The 17,178-nt window shown below is 62.6% G+C and carries 15 protein-coding genes; 11 read left to right on the forward strand and 4 right to left on the reverse strand.

Translation table 11 applies throughout. From position 1 onward, the window contains the following. Positions 1–49: 49 nt before the first annotated feature. From gltX to ACW8PS_RS00480, 4 genes are all read left to right on the forward strand, one after another. Positions 50–1,453 carry a glutamate--tRNA ligase gene (gene gltX, locus ACW8PS_RS00465; RefSeq protein ID WP_491525282.1) on the forward strand — a complete coding sequence of 468 codons (1,404 nt, stop codon included), beginning with the start codon at positions 50–52 and terminating at the stop codon, positions 1,451–1,453. 117 nt (positions 1,454–1,570) lie between these two features. Then, on the forward strand, positions 1,571–2,863 hold the full coding sequence (gene gltA, locus ACW8PS_RS00470) for a citrate synthase (RefSeq protein WP_491525283.1): 1,293 nt from the start codon (positions 1,571–1,573) through the stop codon (positions 2,861–2,863). Between the two features lie 301 nt (positions 2,864–3,164). Further along, positions 3,165–4,103, forward strand: coding sequence for a nucleoside hydrolase (locus ACW8PS_RS00475; RefSeq protein WP_491525284.1), 939 nt, complete (start codon positions 3,165–3,167; stop codon positions 4,101–4,103). A 54-nt stretch (positions 4,104–4,157) separates the two neighbouring features. Continuing rightward, a complete protein-coding gene (locus ACW8PS_RS00480; protein ID WP_491525285.1) occupies positions 4,158–5,594 on the forward strand; it encodes a protein adenylyltransferase SelO in 1,437 nt (478 codons plus the stop codon). A gap of 32 nt (positions 5,595–5,626) precedes the next feature. Here the strand turns inward: ACW8PS_RS00480 and ACW8PS_RS00485 are convergent, their stop codons facing one another. Continuing rightward, positions 5,627–6,268: a DUF2238 domain-containing protein gene (locus ACW8PS_RS00485; protein WP_491525286.1), complete on the reverse strand. Its 642-nt coding sequence runs from the start codon at positions 6,266–6,268 to the stop codon at positions 5,627–5,629. Positions 6,269–6,348: 80 nt separating this feature from the next. Between ACW8PS_RS00485 and ACW8PS_RS00490 the strand changes: the two genes are divergently transcribed. Continuing rightward, positions 6,349–7,068: an endonuclease/exonuclease/phosphatase family protein gene (locus ACW8PS_RS00490; RefSeq protein ID WP_491525287.1), complete on the forward strand. Its 720-nt coding sequence runs from the start codon at positions 6,349–6,351 to the stop codon at positions 7,066–7,068. On the opposite strand, the gene ACW8PS_RS00495 is transcribed toward ACW8PS_RS00490, so the two are convergent. Beyond that, positions 7,037–7,933 carry a DMT family transporter gene (locus ACW8PS_RS00495; RefSeq protein WP_491525288.1) on the reverse strand — a complete coding sequence of 299 codons (897 nt, stop codon included), beginning with the start codon at positions 7,931–7,933 and terminating at the stop codon, positions 7,037–7,039. The genes ACW8PS_RS00490 and ACW8PS_RS00495 overlap by 32 nt on opposite strands. Before the next feature lie 229 nt (positions 7,934–8,162). Here ACW8PS_RS00495 and ACW8PS_RS00500 point away from each other — a divergent pair, with 229 nt between their 5' ends. The 5 genes from ACW8PS_RS00500 (at position 8,163) to ACW8PS_RS00520 (ending at position 13,783) form a co-directional block, all read left to right on the forward strand. Continuing rightward, positions 8,163–9,416: a cation:proton antiporter gene (locus ACW8PS_RS00500; RefSeq protein ID WP_491525289.1), complete on the forward strand. Its 1,254-nt coding sequence runs from the start codon at positions 8,163–8,165 to the stop codon at positions 9,414–9,416. A gap of 114 nt (positions 9,417–9,530) precedes the next feature. Then, on the forward strand, positions 9,531–9,953 hold the full coding sequence (locus tag ACW8PS_RS00505) for a Fur family transcriptional regulator (RefSeq protein WP_491525290.1): 423 nt from the start codon (positions 9,531–9,533) through the stop codon (positions 9,951–9,953). An 84-nt stretch (positions 9,954–10,037) separates the two neighbouring features. Beyond that, the gene (locus ACW8PS_RS00510) at positions 10,038–10,925 is read left to right on the forward strand and encodes a DMT family transporter (protein WP_491525291.1); all 888 of its coding nucleotides are present in this window, start codon (positions 10,038–10,040) and stop codon (positions 10,923–10,925) included. Positions 10,926–11,009: 84 nt separating this feature from the next. Continuing rightward, on the forward strand, positions 11,010–12,284 hold the full coding sequence (eno, locus tag ACW8PS_RS00515) for a phosphopyruvate hydratase (protein WP_491525292.1): 1,275 nt from the start codon (positions 11,010–11,012) through the stop codon (positions 12,282–12,284). Positions 12,285–12,451: 167 nt separating this feature from the next. Then, on the forward strand, positions 12,452–13,783 hold the full coding sequence (locus ACW8PS_RS00520) for an ATP-binding protein (RefSeq protein ID WP_491525293.1): 1,332 nt from the start codon (positions 12,452–12,454) through the stop codon (positions 13,781–13,783). 52 nt (positions 13,784–13,835) lie between these two features. On the opposite strand, the gene ACW8PS_RS00525 is transcribed toward ACW8PS_RS00520, so the two are convergent. Then, on the reverse strand, positions 13,836–14,927 hold the full coding sequence (locus tag ACW8PS_RS00525) for an anhydro-N-acetylmuramic acid kinase (RefSeq protein ID WP_491525294.1): 1,092 nt from the start codon (positions 14,925–14,927) through the stop codon (positions 13,836–13,838). A gap of 53 nt (positions 14,928–14,980) precedes the next feature. Here ACW8PS_RS00525 and tyrS point away from each other — a divergent pair, with 53 nt between their 5' ends. Then, positions 14,981–16,225: a tyrosine--tRNA ligase gene (gene tyrS, locus ACW8PS_RS00530; protein ID WP_491525295.1), complete on the forward strand. Its 1,245-nt coding sequence runs from the start codon at positions 14,981–14,983 to the stop codon at positions 16,223–16,225. A gap of 134 nt (positions 16,226–16,359) precedes the next feature. On the opposite strand, the gene ACW8PS_RS00535 is transcribed toward tyrS, so the two are convergent. Further along, the gene (locus ACW8PS_RS00535; protein ID WP_491525296.1) at positions 16,360–17,091 is read right to left on the reverse strand and encodes a GNAT family N-acetyltransferase; all 732 of its coding nucleotides are present in this window, start codon (positions 17,089–17,091) and stop codon (positions 16,360–16,362) included. Positions 17,092–17,178 lie beyond the last annotated feature (87 nt).

The following is a 17,178-nucleotide window of genomic DNA, read 5'->3' on the forward strand; positions in this document are numbered from 1 at the left end:
CCAAATCCTTAACGCGCCCGCCCGGGCGTGCATCCCGAAAGGCCCGCCCATGACCCGCGCCCCCGTGACCCGCTTTGCGCCCTCGCCCACCGGCTACCTTCATATCGGCGGTGCCCGCACGGCGCTGTTCAACTGGCTTTATGCGCGCGGTCGCGGCGGCACGTTCCTGCTGCGGATCGAGGATACCGACCGGGAACGCTCCACGCCCGAGGCGACGCAGGCGATTTTGAACGGTCTGACCTGGCTTGGCCTCGATTGGGATGGTGATCCGATCAGCCAATTCGCCCGCAAGGACCGCCATGCCGAGGTGGCGCAGGAGATGCTGGACAATGGCACCGCCTATAAATGCTTTGCCACCCAGGCCGAGATTGCCGCATTCCGCGATGCGGCCCGGGCCGAAAAACGCTCCAGCCTGTTTTTGTCGCCCTGGCGCGATGTGCCGGCCGATCAGCACCCCGATGCGCCGCATGTCATCCGCCTGAAGGCCCCCCGCGACGGCGAAACGGTGATTGAGGATCAGGTCCAGGGGCGGGTCGTGATCCGCAACACCGAGCTTGACGACATGATCCTGCTGCGCTCGGACGGGACGCCGACCTACATGCATGCGGTCGTGGTCGATGACCATGATATGGGCGTGACCCATGTGATCCGGGGCGATGACCACCTCAACAATGCCGCCCGCCAGGCCCAGATCTATGCCGCGATGGGCTGGCAGGTGCCGGTCTGGGCGCATATCCCGCTGATCCATGGCCCCGATGGCAAGAAGCTGAGCAAACGCCACGGCGCGCTTGGGGTCGAGGAATATGCCGCCATGGGCTACCCGCCTGCCGCGATGCGCAATTATCTGGCACGGCTTGGCTGGAGCCATGGCGATGATGAATTGTTCAGCGATGCGCAGGCTCTCGAGTGGTTCGATCTGAGCGGAATCGGCAAATCGCCGGCCCGGCTCGACTTCAAGAAACTGGAGCATGTCTCCGGCCACCATATCGCCAGCATGGCGGATGCGGAGCTGCTGACCGAGATCGACCGTTTCTTGGCCGCTACGCAGCAATCTCCGCTTTCGCAGGTGCAGAAAGATGGGCTTGAGGCTGCGATGTATTGCCTCAAGGACCGGGCGCGATCGATTCCGCAACTGCTTGAAAAAGCTCATTTTGTATTGGTGAAAAGCCCCATCGACCGGGATCAGAAAGCGCTGGATGCCCTCACGGATGTATCCCGTGGTATACTGAAAGAATTGACGCCGCAGTTGCAAAATGCTAGCTGGACACGTGACGCGCTTGAGGCCATTGTCGCCAATGTGGCGGAGGGCCATGGATTGAAACTCGGCAAGGTCGCGCCGGCCCTCAGGGCAGCACTTTGCGGCCGCCCGATCAGCCCAAGCGTATTCGACATGATGCTCGTCATCGGCCGGGATGAAACTTTGGCCCGCCTGACGGATGCGGCGCACGCCTGATCATTTTGCACGGTCGGGGCAGACGCGAAAGAGATCGGACCGGGCATACCGCTCCACCCGCAAACACGCGCTCGCCCGGGGCTATCGGGTCGGCATTCTAGAGATGAGGGACAAGAGATGGCAGACAGCAAAACCGCAACGCTCAGTTTCGACGGCAAGACCATTGAACTGCCGATCCACAGCCCAAGCCTTGGCCCCGATGTCATTGATATCACAAAGCTTTATGCGCAAGGCCATGTGTTCACGCATGATCCGGGCTTTACCTCGACCTCGGCCTGCGAATCCAAGATCACCTATATCGACGGCGACAAGGGCGAATTGTTGCACCGCGGCTATCCGATCGACCAGCTGGCGGGCAAATCGCACTATCTGGAAGTTTGCTACCTGCTGCTTTACGGGGAATTGCCAACCGGTGCCGAACTGGAAGATTTCGAAAGCCGGGTGACCAATCACACCATGATCCATGAGCAGATGGTCAATTTCTTCCGTGGTTTCCGCCGTGACGCGCATCCGATGGCGGTGATGACCGGCGTGGTCGGCGCGATGTCGGCCTTCTATCATGACAGCACCGATATTTCCGATCCCTGGCAGCGCGAAGTGGCCTCGATCCGAATGATCGCAAAGATGCCGACCATCGCCGCGATGGCCTATAAATACACCATCGGCCAGCCCTTCGTGTATCCGCGCAATGATTGCGACTATGCCACCAACTTCCTGCGCATGTGTTTTGCGGTTCCGGCCGAGGAATATCAGCCCGACCCGATCCTGAGCCGCGCGATGGACCGGATCTTTACACTGCATGCCGATCATGAACAAAACGCCTCGACATCGACAGTGCGGCTGGCCGGATCCTCCGGTGCCAATCCGTTCGCCTGCATCGCGGCGGGCATTGCCTGTCTGTGGGGGCCGGCCCATGGCGGGGCCAATCAGGCCTGTCTGGAAATGCTGCAGGAGATCGGCACGCCGGATCGCATCCCCGAATATATCGCGCGCGCCAAGGACAAGGATGATCCCTTCCGCCTGATGGGCTTTGGCCACCGGGTCTACAAGAATTTCGACCCCCGCGCGACGGTGATGAAGCAAAGCGCCGATGAGGTGCTGGATCTTCTGGGGGTCGAGAACAAACCCATTCTTCAGGTTGCCAAGGAACTGGAAGCCGCGGCCCTGGCCGATCCTTACTTCACCGAGAAGAAACTGTTTCCGAATGTCGATTTCTATTCCGGCATCATTCTGGAGGCGATGGGCTTTCCGACTTCGATGTTCACACCCATCTTTGCGCTCAGCCGCACCGTGGGATGGGTCGCACAATGGAAGGAGATGATCGCCGATCCGGCCGGCAAAATCGGCCGCCCGCGCCAGCTTTATACCGGGGCGACCTTCCGCGACTACGTCGATATCGAAAACCGCTGATTTTTGACGCTGGCAATTGAGACCGGGCTGCCTTGTCCAGGGCAGCCCGGCCCCCAATGACGCTATTGTGCCCGTTTCGACGCCCATGGCTGTCGGCCCTTGCCGTTCCCCGCGACCATGGTGTCCGCGACCTGCCCCCCCCCAAACCCTCGCGCATCACCGCCTGCATCAACCTTAACGCCAGCCCCGTTAACCTTAACGCCCCCCTGCTTGTTTGCAAAAATACTCCCGCCGGAGGCATTGAATCTCTTGCTCCCCCCGATAGAGTCAGGCAATCCGCCTGCTGTGAAAGACCACCCCAATGCCCCGCAATATCATTATCGACACCGATCCCGGCCAGGATGATGCGGTGGCCATCTTGTTGGCTCTGGCCAGCCCCGAGGATGTGACCGTTCTGGGCATCACGGCGGTGGCCGGCAATGTGGCACTGGAACTGACGGCCAGGAACGCGCGGATGATCTGTGAGGTGGCTGAACGGCCCGACATCAAGGTTTTCGCAGGCTGCGACCGGCCCTTGGCGCATGATCTTGTCACGGCCGAACATGTGCATGGCAAAACCGGTCTGGATGGCCTCGATCTGCCTGATCCGCAGATGCCGCTTCAAGACCGGCATGGCGTCGATTTCATCATCGAAACCCTGCGCAGGGAACCCGCCGGGACCGTCACGCTTTGCCCCCTCGGCCCGCTGACAAATATCGCCACAGCGCTGCAACGAGCCCCCGATATTGCCGAAAGAATTCAGGAAATCGTGCTGATGGGCGGGGCCTATTTCGAAGTTGGCAACATCACGCCGGCGGCTGAATTCAACATCTATGTCGACCCGGAAGCCGCTGATATTGTGTTTAAATCAGGCGCTCCTATTGTGGTGATGCCGCTTGATGTCACCCATAAGGCCCTGGTCACAGCGCCGCGCAATGATGCGTTTCGTGCAATTGGGTCACATGCCGGGCGCACCGTCGCGGCCTGGACCGAGTTTTTTGAACGCTACGACCGCGAAAAATACGGCTCGCCCGGTGCCCCCCTGCATGATCCGACCGTGATTGCCTATCTGATCCGGCCCGACCTTTTTTCGGGGCGACATGTCAATGTCGAGATCGAGACCGGATCGACCCTGACCCGCGGCATGAGTGTTGCCGATTGGTGGCGCGTGACCGGTCGCGCCCCGAATGCGATGTTCATGGGGGATCTGGACGCCGATGCGTTCTTTGACATCCTGACCACGCGTATCGCCCGGCTGTGACGCTGGCAAATGCCCCGCCCCGCGCCTAGATAGGGATAAAGGGAAACGCCCGCCATGCAGATCGCTTTCGACAATTCCTATACCGCCCTGCCGGGCCGCTTTTACAGCCACCTCGCCCCGACCCCGGTCGCCAGCCCCGAATTGGTGGCGCTGAACGAGCCGCTGGCCAGGCAGCTTGGCCTCGAACCCGACGCGCTGCGCAGCGGTGACGGGCTGGCAATGCTGGCGGGAAATGCGCTGCCCGAGGGGGCCGCCTCCATCGCGCAGGTCTATGCCGGGCACCAGTTTGGCGGTTGGGTGCCGCAATTGGGTGACGGGCGGGCGCTGCTGATCGGTGAGGTGATCGACGCCGCCGGCCAGCGCCGCGATATCCAGTTGAAAGGCGCCGGCCCCACCCCCTATTCGCGCCGGGGCGACGGGCGCGCGGGGCTGGGGCCGGTGCTGCGCGAATATCTGGTCTCCGAGGCGATGGCGGCCCTGGGCATCCCGACCACGCGCGCGCTGGCCGCCGTCACCACCGGTGAGGCGGTCTACCGCGAACGGGTCTTGCCCGGTGCCGTGCTGACCCGTGTCGCGGCCTCGCATATCCGGGTTGGCACCTTCCAGTATTTCGCCGCCCGTGGGGATGAGCCCGGATTGCAGGCGCTGATGGAGCATGTCATCGCCCGCCATTACCCCGATGCCGATGGCCCGGTCGGTCTGCTGCGCGCAGTGGTCGCCGCGCAGGCCGAACTGATCGCAAAATGGATGGGGGTGGGTTTTGTTCATGGCGTGATGAACACCGACAACATGAGCATCGCAGGCGAAACCATCGACTATGGCCCTTGCGCGTTTCTCGATGCCTACCATCCCGATACCGTGTTTTCCTCGATCGACCGCTACGGGCGCTATGCCTATGGCAAACAACCCGAAATCGCGGTCTGGAATCTGGCGCAACTGGCCACGGCGCTGTTGCCGCTGATGGGGCGGGATCAGGATCGCGCGATTGCCGAGGCGACCGAGACGGTGCAGGGCTTTGCCGATCACTTTGCCGCCGCCTGGGACCGCGTTTTTGCCGCGAAACTGGGCCTGGGCGAAGCCCGGCAGGGGGATGCCACACTGGCCTATGATCTATTGCAACGCATGGCGCTGAACCAGGCCGATTTCACCCGGACGTTTCGCGCGCTATCGGGGGCCAGCCCCGAATCCGCCCGCGATGAATTCCGAGACCCCACCGCCTTCGACGACTGGCTGCCCGGCTGGCAGGCACGCGTCGCGGGCACGGCACCCGCAGACCGGATAACGGCAATGCAGGGCGCAAACCCCGCCTTCATTGCGCGCAATCACCGGATCGAGCAGGCCATTCAGGCAGGGCTGGGTGGTGATTTTGCCCCATTTCACAGATTGAACGCGGTGCTTGCGCGCCCGTTTCAGGATCAACCTGATGCGGGCGATCTGATGGTGCCGCCGACGCCCGATGAGCAGGTGCGCGAAACTTTTTGTGGCACCTGAAACGCCCGGGCGCAATTGGCACCGCGCGGGCGCTAGCGCCGGAAATTTTTGAAAAGCCGCCGGTTGAGCTGCACGAACTCGTCGAACAGCGCCGCAAGAGAGCCGAGCGCCTGCCCCCGCAAATACAGCGCGCCTGTGATGCCGGCAATGCCCGCGCCAATCACATTGACGATCAGATCGCCCATCGTGTCCAGCAGGCCCGATTTCTGCATGTTGAGGCCGAATGTCTGATCCATGGCAAATTCGAAAATCTCCCAGATGGCACCAATGGTGACCGCAAAACAGAAGGCCATAAACCCCATCGCCCAGGCTGGTGCGGCATAGCGGTCGCCCTCAAACAGGATGAACACGAACAGGAACCCGGCAAATCCGAAGCCAAGCGCCGAAAACCCATGCAGCGCGATATCCCACCACCAGAACCGTTCATAGAAATCCAGCACCTCGCCCAGAAACAGCGACGCAAAGGCGAAGCTCGCCACCGCCGCAATGATCCAGCGCGGCAGGCGGATATGCAGGCGCGAGGCCAGCAGTTGTGGCGTCATCGACAGGGCCAGGGTCGATAGCGACACAAAGGCGACCGTCCAGCGCATGGTGATCATCGCGGCGATACCCTCGATGATCAGAATCGTCCAGATCGCGTATGTCAGGCCGCTTTGGTTGCGCAACAGGTTCATCGGCTTCTCCTTGCCTGTCCCTGTCCGAAGATGCGCGATTGGGCTTGCCGCTGCAAGGTTACTGCGGGCAGATTGGCACCATGTCTTTGCCATCGCCTCCCGATCCGGGGCACCTGCGGGTGCTCAGCTACAATATCCATAAATGCGTCGGCCTGGACCGACGCCGCGACCCGCATCGCGTGGCCGGCGTGATCCGCGATATTGCACCAGCGATTGCGGTTTTGCAGGAGGTCGATAAACGGCTTGGCTCGCGCCCGACCGCCCTGCCGACGCAAGTGGTGGTGCAGGAATGCGGGCTGCGCCCCGCCCCCGTGGCGACAACCCGCGTCAGCCTTGGCTGGCATGGCAATGCGATCTTGTTGGCCCCGGATTGGCAGATGGCGGAACTGACCCGCGTGGCCTTGCCGGGTCTGGAGCCGCGCGGGGCCTTGATTGCCGATCTCGACGGGCCGCAATGCCTGCGCATCGTGGCCACCCATCTGGGCCTCAGACGGCGCGACCGGCAGCGCCAGATGACGGTGATCATGGCGCATCTGGCCGCAATGCCAGAGCGGCCCACGATATTGCTTGGCGATCTGAACGAATGGTCGGTGGCCGCGGGTTTCGCGCCGCTGGACCCCTATTTCACGCTGCACAATCCCGGCCGCAGTTTTCCCGCCCGCCGCCCCGTCGCCGCACTTGACCGCATCGCCACCGGCCCCGGCCTGCGCCTGATTGCCAGCGGCACCTGCCGAACCGGGGCCGCCGGGCGCGCCTCGGATCACCTGCCTATCTGGGGCGATGTTGCGCTGGCCGATTGATCAGCACAATTCCGACCGCGACCAGTGCCAGCGCCACGAAGGTTTCCGGCCCGACATATTCATCGAGCAGGCTCCAGCCCAGAAACACGCCCAGAACCGGGGTCAGGAAGCTGAACGAGGCCACCGATGAGGCCGGATAGATCCGCAACAGGTTGAACCAGAACAGGAAACTGAACGAGGCGACAAAGAGGGCCTGGTAGAACAAAAGCCCGAGGTGAAACAGCGTCGGGTCGCGCAGCAGCGGGCCAAATAGCGGTGCCAGCGCGATCAGCACCGGGGCCGAAATGGCCAATTGCCAGAAAAGCTGCATCTCGGGGATGGCGCGCCGGATCGGCAGAACCCGCGCCGCCAGCGCAATCGCGCCCCAGCTCAGCGCCGCCGCAAGGGCGAATATATCGCCCCAAAGCGACGCCTGGCCGCTGTCACCGCGCGACAGGACCGCCACCACGACGCCCGCGAATGCCAGCCCCAGGCCGATCATCCTGACCCGGCTCATCCGTTCGCCCGGCAACAGGAAATGCGCCGCCAGCGTCAGCCAGACCGGCATCGAATAGAACAGGATCGAGGTGCGCGCCACGGTGGTCAGGTCCAGCGCCAGAAAGAGAAAGATGAACTCGATCGAAAAAAGCCCGCCAAGCAGCAGCCCGGATGCCACCGTGCCCGGTTCAACCCTGATCCGCAGACCGCGCAGGCGCATCCAGATCAGCAGGAATACCAGCGCCAGCGCCGAGCGCAGCCCGGCCATGAAGACCGGCCCGACCCCCTGATTGCCCAGTTTGATCACCACCTGATTGATGGCCAGAATGATGGCGATCGCGATCAGGGATGCCGCGCCGAACGTATCAATGCTGTGTTTGCGTGGCATGGCACCTGCATCCCCTTGGAACCTGCACGCCCAGAAGGCCCCTCCCCTGGCGGCTGTCAAGACGCTGCGCGTTGTGCTATAGCGCGTCGCGCCTGATCGGATTCGAGCATTCGTCGGCCGGACCGAGGCAGCGTTCGCGCAATCGAATGCGTTCGGGTCGGCCGGTGAATTCGATTTGGCGCGACGCGCTCTAATCGGCGGATAACGCCCCCAAAATGGCCCGCCCCGGATGTCCCTGCTGCAGATCACCTCGCTTCTCATTGTTCTGGCCGGTGCTTTCGGGGCGATCAATTACCTCTTTTTGCGGCTGCCCGCGGCCATCGGCATCCTGATCGTGGCGCTTGTCGCGTCGCTGGTGGTGCTGGGCCTGGATCTGGTGGTGCCGGAGTTCGGCATCGACGATACGCTGCGCGCGATGATTTCCGAGATCGATTTCTCGGGCGCGTTGCTGGAGGGGATGCTGGGCCTGCTGCTGTTTGCCGGTGCCCTGCATGTGAAGCTGGAGGATCTGCGCGCCGAATGGCCGGTGGTGGCGCTGATGGCGACCATGGGGGTCGCTCTTTCGACGCTGATCATCGGGGTCGGGTTTTCCTGGCTGACGGGCATGCCGCTGCTGATTGCGCTGGTCTTTGGCGTCATTGTCACGCCCACCGATCCGGTGGCGGTTCTGGGTGTGCTGCGAAATGCCAACCTGCCGAAATCGCTGGAAACCAAGATTGCGGGCGAAAGCCTGTTCAATGACGGGGTCGGCTATGTGGTGTTTCTGGTGCTGGTCGGGCTGGCCTTTCCGCAGGCCGGAGATCATGGTGGCGGCGGGGTGTCCGATGCGGCGATCCTGTTCACGCGCGAGGCCTTTGGCGGGGCCGCCCTGGGCGGCGCTCTGGGTTGGCTGACCTTTCGGGTGATGCGCCGGATCGATGACCCTTCGCTTGAGGTTCTGCTGACGCTCGGGCTGGCCTTCGGCGGCTATGAGCTGGCCATCGGGCTGGAGGTGTCGGCCCCGATCATGGCCGTGGTGGCGGGGCTGTTGATCGGCCATACCGGCCCCAAGGGCGGCATGAGCGAGGAGACCCGCAAATATGTCGATGCGTTCTGGTTCATGATCGACGAGATCCTGAATGCGGTGCTGTTCCTGCTGATCGGGATCGAGGTCTTTGCGGTCGCGTTTTCCGGCGATGTGCTGCTGAGCGGGCTTGCGGCCATCGCGCTGGCCCTTGTGGCGCGGCTGGTGGCGGTTGCGGTGCCGGTGCTGCTGCTGCGCCCGTTTCGCAGTTTTTCGGCCGGCGTGATCCCGATCATGACCTGGGGCGGGCTCAAGGGGGGGATCTCGGTGGCGCTGGCGCTGTCACTGCCCGAAAACGAATGGAAACCGATCATATTGGGCGCGACCTATCTGATCGTGGTGTTTTCGATCATTGTGCAGGGGCTGAGTGTGGCCCGGCTTGCCGGTCGGCTTGGCCGCGAAGCCGAGCTGGAGATCTGAGGGCCGGCCACTCTGATCGCGCGATGAATTTCCCCGGGCCGCCTGGCAGAACGGGGCTTTTCGCATGGGGGCAAAATCGGTTAAACCGGACCTCAGACCATGACGGGGGCAGCCATGCCGGAAACCATCTTGACGCGTTGCGAGGCCAAGGGCCTGCGCATGACCGAACAGCGCCGTGTGATCGCGCAGGTTCTGGAAGGGGCCGAGGATCACCCCGATGTCGAAGAGCTTTATGCCCGCGCCTCGGCCCGCGACCCCAATATCTCGATCGCCACCATCTATCGCACCGTCAAGCTGTTCGAGGAGGCGGGCATTCTGGAAAAGCTGGAATTCGGCGATGGCCGGGCCCGGTATGAAGATGCCGAACGCGACCACCACGACCACCTGATCGACATGCAGACCGGCGAGGTGATCGAATTCGTCGATCCCGAGATCGAGGCGCTTCAGGAACGCATCGCGCAGAAACTGGGCTACACGCTGAAGGGCCACAAGCTGGAACTTTACGGTGTGGCGCTGAAAAACCGCGGCTCAGACTAACGGGCCCACGCGCGCATTTCCTCTGGCGCTGCCGCCGCAGCTTCGCGTATCTGCGTGCTTTGCACCCTATGCGACAGGCCCATCATGGCGGATGCCAAGGACAATTTCAGCGGTATCATGTGGATGCTGGCCGCGATGGCCGCATTCGCGCTTGGCGATGTCGGCATCAAATTGTTGGCCGGCGCAATGCCGCCGGGGCAGATCATGGGCAGCCTGGGTATCCTGGGCGTGATCATTTTTGGCATCTGGACCCGCGCGCGGGGTTTCGCCCTGTTGCCGGCGGCGCTGTGGCACCCCGCCATCGGCCTGCGCTTTCTGGCCGAGATCGTGGCCGGCATTGGCATGGTTCTGGCCCTGACGCTGACGCCCCTGTCGCTGGTGACGACGGTCTTGCAGGCCACGCCGCTGGTGGTGGCGATGGCGGCGGCGATATTCTTTGGCGAGCGGGTTGGCTGGCGACGCTGGAGCGCGATTGCCCTGGGCCTGACCGGCGTGTTGATCATTTTGCGCCCGGGATTGGAGGGGTTTGATCCGAACGCGATCTGGGCCGTGGTGGCGATGTTGGGCCTGGCGGCGCGCGATCTGGCCACGCGCGCGGCCCCCAAATCTCTGGAAACGCTGCAGCTTTCGACCTTCGGCATTTCTGCTCTGATCCCCTGCGGGGCGATCCTGCTGTTATTTGACGGCCCGCCAGTTGCCGCCACGGCGATGGATTGGGGCATCCTTCTGGGGACCATCCTGGCCACTATTACGGGCTATTACGCCATCACTTCAGCCATGCGCGTGGGCGAAATTGCCGCCGTCACCCCGTTTCGCTATTCGCGGCTTATCTTCGGGCTGATCCTGGGCATCGCCATATTTGCCGAGCGCCCCGATGCCTTGACCTATGCGGGTGCGGCGCTGATCCTGGGCACCGGGCTTTATTCAGCCTGGCGCGAACGCCGCCTCAGCGCGCAATCACCGCTCTGTTAGCGCTATCATAAGCCGTTTACTTTCGCCACGCCCCTGCTATAGCTGCGCCAACCCGCCAAATCTGCCGTCAAGGAACCCGGTCTCATGAGCACAATCATCGACATTCACGCCCGCGAAATTCTGGACAGCCGGGGCAACCCGACGGTCGAGGTTGATGTCGTGCTGGAGGATGGCACCATGGGCCGCGCGGCGGTGCCCTCAGGTGCCTCTACCGGCATCCATGAGGCGGTCGAAATACGCGATGGCGACGCCGCGCGCTATTTGGGCAAGGGCGTGTTGGAGGCGGTGGCGGCGGTCAATGGCGAGTTGGCCGAAAATCTGGTTGGCTTTGACGCCACCGAACAGGCCGCAATCGACGCGACCATGTGCGAACTGGACGGCACCGACAACAAATCCCGCCTGGGGGCCAATGCCATTCTGGGGGTCAGCCTGGCCGTCGCCAAGGCCGCCGCGGATTATACCGGCCAGCCGCTTTATCGCTATGTCGGCGGCACCGGCGCGCGGCTTTTGCCGGTGCCGATGATGAATATCATCAATGGTGGCGAACATGCCGATAACCCGATCGACATTCAGGAATTCATGATCATGCCGGTTGCCGCGGAAAATATCCGTGAGGCCGTGCGCATGGGCTCGGAAATTTTCCACACGCTGAAGGGCGAGCTGTCGGCGGCGGGTCTTTCGACCGGGATCGGCGATGAGGGCGGCTTTGCCCCCAACCTTAGCTCTACCCGCGACGCGCTTGATTTTATTCTGAAATCCATCGAAAAAGCGGGATACAAACCGGGCGATGACATCATGCTGGCGCTCGATTGCGCCGCGACCGAATATTTCCGCGATGGCACATATGTCATGGCCGGCGAAGGCAAGATTCTGAGCCCGGCGGAGAATGTCGATTACCTTGCAGCACTTTGCGCGGATTACCCGATTCTGTCGATCGAGGACGGCATGTCGGAAGATGACTGGGAGGGCTGGAAACTGCTGACCGACCGCCTTGGCAGCACCGTGCAACTGGTCGGTGATGATCTGTTTGTCACCAACCCCGCGCGTCTGGCGATGGGGATCGAACAGGGTGCGGCCAATTCATTGCTGGTGAAAGTGAACCAGATCGGCACGCTTTCGCAAACCCTGGCCGCGGTCGAGCTGGCCCATCGCAACCGAATGACCTGCGTGATGTCGCACCGCTCCGGCGAAACCGAGGATGCCACCATCGCCGATCTGGCCGTGGCCACCAATTGCGGACAGATCAAGACCGGTTCGCTGGCGCGCTCGGACCGGCTGGCGAAATACAACCAGCTGATCCGCATCGAAGAAATGTTGGGCGAGAGCGCCGAATTTGCCGGCCGCTCGATCCTGCGTTGAGCCGCGAAACCATATCCGGGCCAGCCCCCGTCAAGGCCCGGATGCTCTTTACAGCCGCCCCCGTTCGCTGTTTTACTAAGGTCCGGTGACCTGCCGCCGCCTCGGCGCCCCCCGAGATAATTGCGAATGATTTGAGACAGCGCCCGACCCAGAAACCGCATCCTCCCATGCGTAAAGAGCCTTGGGAAACGCTTGCGCTGATGATCGAATCCGATGTCGAGCCGGTCTTGGAAATCGGGGCCCGTTTCGCCCTGCTGGCCATTTTCTGCATCAGCATCGCGATCTGGCTGGATCTGACCTCGGCGCTGTATTGGCTGGCGATCTACATGCTGGCCGAGGCGGCCAGTATCAGCTTTCTTGCCACCCGGCGCCGGCCCGGCACGCAGCTTGATACCCAGATTGCGACCGCGCTCATCTTCACCACAACCTTGTGGTTTGCCATCCTGCCCGTCTTTCTGTGGTCGCTGGATATCACCTTGATGCGAATTGCGGCGCTGTCCCTGGTTGTGGGCATGGTGCTGTATTCGATCAGCCGTTATTCCGGCCTGCGCCGGATCGCGATCTGGGATGGCCTCCTGATTTCCGGCCTGACGCTTTATTTCGGCTATGACATGGCGCGCCAGGCCGACACCATGACCATGATGCTGCTGACGATGCTGTTTTCGGTGCTGATGGTGATCTATTATCTGGTCAGCCTGCATGAGAGCGTTGCCATGCGCAGCGCCCTGAAACTGGCGGAAAAGCGCAATATTCAGGCCCAGAAGATGCAGGCTGTCGGCCAATTGACTGGCGGAATTGCGCATGATTTCAACAATTTGCTGACCGTCATGATTGGAAATCTTGACCTCTATTCAGAAGTGCCGACACGCGCGGAAAAGGACCAGCTGGCCGAGGAAGCCCGCCAGGCGGCGCTGCGCGCGGCGACCTTGACCGCGCATTTGCTGACCTTTTCGCGCAAGGCCCGATTGAACCCGAAAACCTTCGATCCCGAACGGTTTGTGCAAAACTTCGTGGCGCTGACAAGCCGGGTTTTACCGGATTCGATATCGCTCCAGCTGGAGCTGACATCTGCCCCGCACCCGATTACCGCCGATGTGAACCAGTTGGAAAACGCGCTGCTGAACCTGGTGATCAATGCCCGCGACGCGATGGCGGATTCCGGCACCATCATCTTGCGGCTGGACTGGGTCGATGCCGGGCATGAGCAGGAATTTCATGGCACCACCCTGCCGGCCGGGCGCTATTGCCGGATCTCGGTCATGGATTCGGGGCCGGGCATCACGCCGGAGCTTCAGATGAGTGTGATGGACCCGTTTTTCACCACCAAGCCGGCAGGCAAAGGGTCGGGCCTTGGCCTGCCGATGGCCAAGGGGTTTGTCGAACAATCGGGCGGCGGGCTGGAACTGGTCAGCCAGCCGGGCGATGGCACGAGTATCGCGCTGTGGCTGCCGGTGTCAGACGCCGATGCGTCTCAGCCGCAAGACAGCCGCGCCGAGTGATGGAAAGACCGGCAGCGCAGATTTCGGCCCTGGGCTTCGTTTGCCGCCCGCGTCAGCCGGGATGGCTGAGAACGCCACCGCCGACATTGGCCCGAACGCCGGTCGTCGCAGGCCCCGAGGTTGCCATTCTGCGCATCACGCGCACGGCCAGATAGGCAAAAGCCTGCGCCTCCAGCATATCGCCATCCAGACCCACCGCATCCACCGGCAGAACCGGACAGGGGATCCGTGCCGCCAAAGCCGCCATCATCGCCCGATTATGCCTGCCGCCGCCAGAGACCAGCACCTGTGCGGGCGGGGTCGGGCAATGTTCCAGCCCGCGCGCCACGGCCTCAGCGCTGATCGCGGTCAGCGTGGCGGCGGCGTCTTCGGTCGTCAGGTTTTTCACCAGATCGGCCAGATCCGAAAAATCGTTTCGATCCAGTGACTTTGGGGGCATTCTTAACATGAAGACCCGGGCAAGCGCGGCCGCAACAATCGCCGCATCAGCCTGCCCCGCCAGAGCCATCGCACCGCCTTCATCGCGGGGTTTGCCACAGCGCGCCCGCATCAGATCATCCAAAGGCGCATTGCCGGGGCCGGTGTCAAAGGCCAGCAGCGCCCCCTCGGCCTCGGGTCCGGGCGCGGCGGGATCGACCCATGTCAGGTTGCCGACCCCGCCAAGGTTGAGAAACACCACCGGCTCGGTCGCCTTGATCCAGCGCGCGCAGGCGAAGTGAAAGAACGGGGCCAGCGGCGCGCCTTCGCCGCCCAGCTCCACATCCGCGCTGCGGAAATCCCACACCACCGGCAGCCCCAGAACATCGGCCAGCACCTGCCCGCAACCGGCCTGATGCGTGCCGCGCCGATGCGGGTCATGGGCCAGTGTCTGGCCATGAAACCCGACCAGTTCGGCACCGTTCAGCCGCGACAGGAGCGCGGCATGGGCGGTCTCGACGACCTCGGCGGCCGCCGCCACCCCGGCCTGGCCCGGCCAGCGCCCGATCGCGGCCCGCAGCACCTCCCTCTCGGCCCTGGAATAGGGCCGATAGCGGCTGGGGCCAAATTCGATGATGGCGTGCCCATCAGTGCGCAACAGCGCCGCATCAACGCCATCCAGCGATGTCCCCGACATCGCGCCCGCCACCCATATCGGCCCTTCCATCGCGCCATCCTTCCCGGTATCACGCCTGCACTGACAGAATGGACGGACAAACCATGGCCTACCACCCCAAATCCGAATTCATGCATGTGATGATGGCGCGCGGCTTTCTGGCCGATTGCACCGATTATCAGAGCTTTGACGAGGCGCTGAGCAAGGGTGTGGTGCCGGGCTATATCGGTTTTGACGCCACCGCCTCATCGCTGCATGTCGGCAGTCTGATCCAGATCATGACATTGCGCTGGCTGCAAAAGACCGGCCACAAGCCGATCACCCTGATGGGCGGCGGCACCACCAAAGTGGGCGACCCGAGCTTTCGCGCCGAGGAACGCCCGCTACTGACGCCGGACCAGATCGATGCCAATATTTCCGGCATCAGATCTGTCTTTGCCAATTACATCACCTATGGCGACGGGGCCACCGATGCGCTGATGCTGAATAATGATGAATGGCTGGCGGATCTGAATTACCTCGACTTTCTGCGCGACATCGGCCGCCATTTCAGCGTCAACCGGATGCTGTCCTTTGAATCGGTGAAGTCGCGGCTGGATCGGGAACAGTCGCTCAGCTTTCTTGAATTCAACTACATGATCCTGCAAGCCTATGATTTTCTTGAGCTGAACCGGCGCTATGGCTGTCTGGTGCAGTTTGGCGGGTCGGATCAATGGGGCAATATCGTGAACGGGATCGACCTGACCCGACGCGTGCTGGACCATGAGATCTATGGCATGACCACGCCGCTTTTGACCACGTCGGATGGCAAGAAGATGGGCAAGACCGCCGATGGCGCGATCTGGCTGAATGCCGAAATGCGGTCGCCCTATGAGTTCTGGCAGTTCTGGCGCAATACCACCGATGCCGATGTCGGCCGGTTCCTGAAGCTTTATACCGAGCTCGACGTTGAGGAATGCGACCGGTTGGGGGCGCTTGAAGGTGCTGAGATCAACGAGGCCAAGATCGTGCTGGCCAATGAGGTGACGGGGCTGTTGCACGGGGCCGATGCGGCCCGGACCGCCGCGGCCACCGCGCGCGATGTGTTTGAAAAGGGCGGCACCGGCGCGGATCTGCCCACGTTGCGGCTCAGCGCGGGAGAAAAAATATCCATTGTTCAGATTTTCGTCCGTTCTGGATTGGCAAGCTCGGGCAAGGAGGCCAAGCGGCTCATCGACAGCGACGGCGCAAGGATGAATGATGGGCTGATCAAGGATCCCGGATTGATGATCGATAGCGACGGCAGCGAGTTTCCGATAAAGGTTTCTGCGGGAAAGAAACGCCACGCATTGGTAGTTCTGGACGAATAAGACCGGGTTTTGGGGGCCTTGCCCCCGCCCGCCTTTGGCGGTCTCCCCCAGAGTATTTTTGCAAAGAAGAAGGCCGTTACGGCGTTCTGCCGGGAGGGAGGGGCGTTGACAAGGGGTGGGCCGAGCGGCCCGCGTCAGCCCACCATATCGCGCAGGCGCGCCGCGCGGCCCGGTGGGATGGCGGCGATCTCCAGCCCGGTGAAGACATGCAGCGTGTTCATCTCCCGGTCCACGACCGCATGGTCACTGACCCTGCCGCCCATCATCAGATAGGTCTTGAGCAAGGGCGGCATCACCGCATTGGCGCGTTTCAGATCGGGTTTGTGGCGCAGCGCCGTGGCATAGGAATACACCTCGGCCGCCTTGATACCGGGATGCCATGACGCCGGCGCGAGATGGCGATCACGCAGCAGCGCAAAGGCGTCGCTGTAAGGGTCTGCATCGGTGCCGGGAAAGGACGAGCAGCCAAACAGCATCCCGACCCCGTTGGCATCGACATATCCGGTCAGCGCCCCCCAGGCCACGCGCAGGATGTCGGGATCGGTGTGGGAGGGATGCAGGCAGAACCGCCCGATTTCGGCCATTGGTCCCTTGAAATGCGCCAGCGAGGCCAGATCGTAGAATTGCGCCGAATAGCTGTCTGCAATCGCGGCACCGCCAGACAGGGCCAGCAGCCGAAAGCACCCAACCAGCGCGCCGGTCGCCACTTCCTCGATCAGGATATGCTGGCAGCGGTCGTCAAAGGCATCACGATCAATGCCGTCAACGCCGTGAAAGGCCAGGGCGCGCAGGCGCTGTGCACGGCGCAGATCCCGCGCGCCTTGCGTTGCGCGTGCCCGATACCGGCCTTTGCTGAGTGTCAGCATCTGTTGCGATGCTCCCGCCAATGTTATCGCCACCGCGCGCCCCTGCCCCTTGGCGCAACGCGCCGCAAGGTCTACATCCCGGGATGC

Source organism: Alterinioella sp., assembly GCF_058343375.1.

What these genes read in the sequence shown, in the direction of transcription:
- gltX (WP_491525282.1), top strand. Translation starts at nt 50, where the DNA reads ATGACCCGCGCCCCCGTGACCCGCTTTGCGCCCTCGCCCACCGGCTAC.
- gltA (WP_491525283.1), top strand. Translation starts at nt 1,571, where the DNA reads ATGGCAGACAGCAAAACCGCAACGCTCAGTTTCGACGGCAAGACCATT.
- ACW8PS_RS00475 (WP_491525284.1), top strand. Translation starts at nt 3,165, where the DNA reads ATGCCCCGCAATATCATTATCGACACCGATCCCGGCCAGGATGATGCG.
- ACW8PS_RS00480 (WP_491525285.1), top strand. Translation starts at nt 4,158, where the DNA reads ATGCAGATCGCTTTCGACAATTCCTATACCGCCCTGCCGGGCCGCTTT.
- ACW8PS_RS00485 (WP_491525286.1), bottom strand. Translation starts at nt 6,268, where the DNA reads ATGAACCTGTTGCGCAACCAAAGCGGCCTGACATACGCGATCTGGACG.
- ACW8PS_RS00490 (WP_491525287.1), top strand. Translation starts at nt 6,349, where the DNA reads ATGTCTTTGCCATCGCCTCCCGATCCGGGGCACCTGCGGGTGCTCAGC.
- ACW8PS_RS00495 (WP_491525288.1), bottom strand. Translation starts at nt 7,933, where the DNA reads ATGCCACGCAAACACAGCATTGATACGTTCGGCGCGGCATCCCTGATC.
- ACW8PS_RS00500 (WP_491525289.1), top strand. Translation starts at nt 8,163, where the DNA reads ATGTCCCTGCTGCAGATCACCTCGCTTCTCATTGTTCTGGCCGGTGCT.
- ACW8PS_RS00505 (WP_491525290.1), top strand. Translation starts at nt 9,531, where the DNA reads ATGCCGGAAACCATCTTGACGCGTTGCGAGGCCAAGGGCCTGCGCATG.
- ACW8PS_RS00510 (WP_491525291.1), top strand. Translation starts at nt 10,038, where the DNA reads ATGGCGGATGCCAAGGACAATTTCAGCGGTATCATGTGGATGCTGGCC.
- eno (WP_491525292.1), top strand. Translation starts at nt 11,010, where the DNA reads ATGAGCACAATCATCGACATTCACGCCCGCGAAATTCTGGACAGCCGG.
- ACW8PS_RS00520 (WP_491525293.1), top strand. Translation starts at nt 12,452, where the DNA reads ATGCGTAAAGAGCCTTGGGAAACGCTTGCGCTGATGATCGAATCCGAT.
- ACW8PS_RS00525 (WP_491525294.1), bottom strand. Translation starts at nt 14,927, where the DNA reads ATGGAAGGGCCGATATGGGTGGCGGGCGCGATGTCGGGGACATCGCTG.
- tyrS (WP_491525295.1), top strand. Translation starts at nt 14,981, where the DNA reads ATGGCCTACCACCCCAAATCCGAATTCATGCATGTGATGATGGCGCGC.
- ACW8PS_RS00535 (WP_491525296.1), bottom strand. Translation starts at nt 17,091, where the DNA reads ATGCTGACACTCAGCAAAGGCCGGTATCGGGCACGCGCAACGCAAGGC.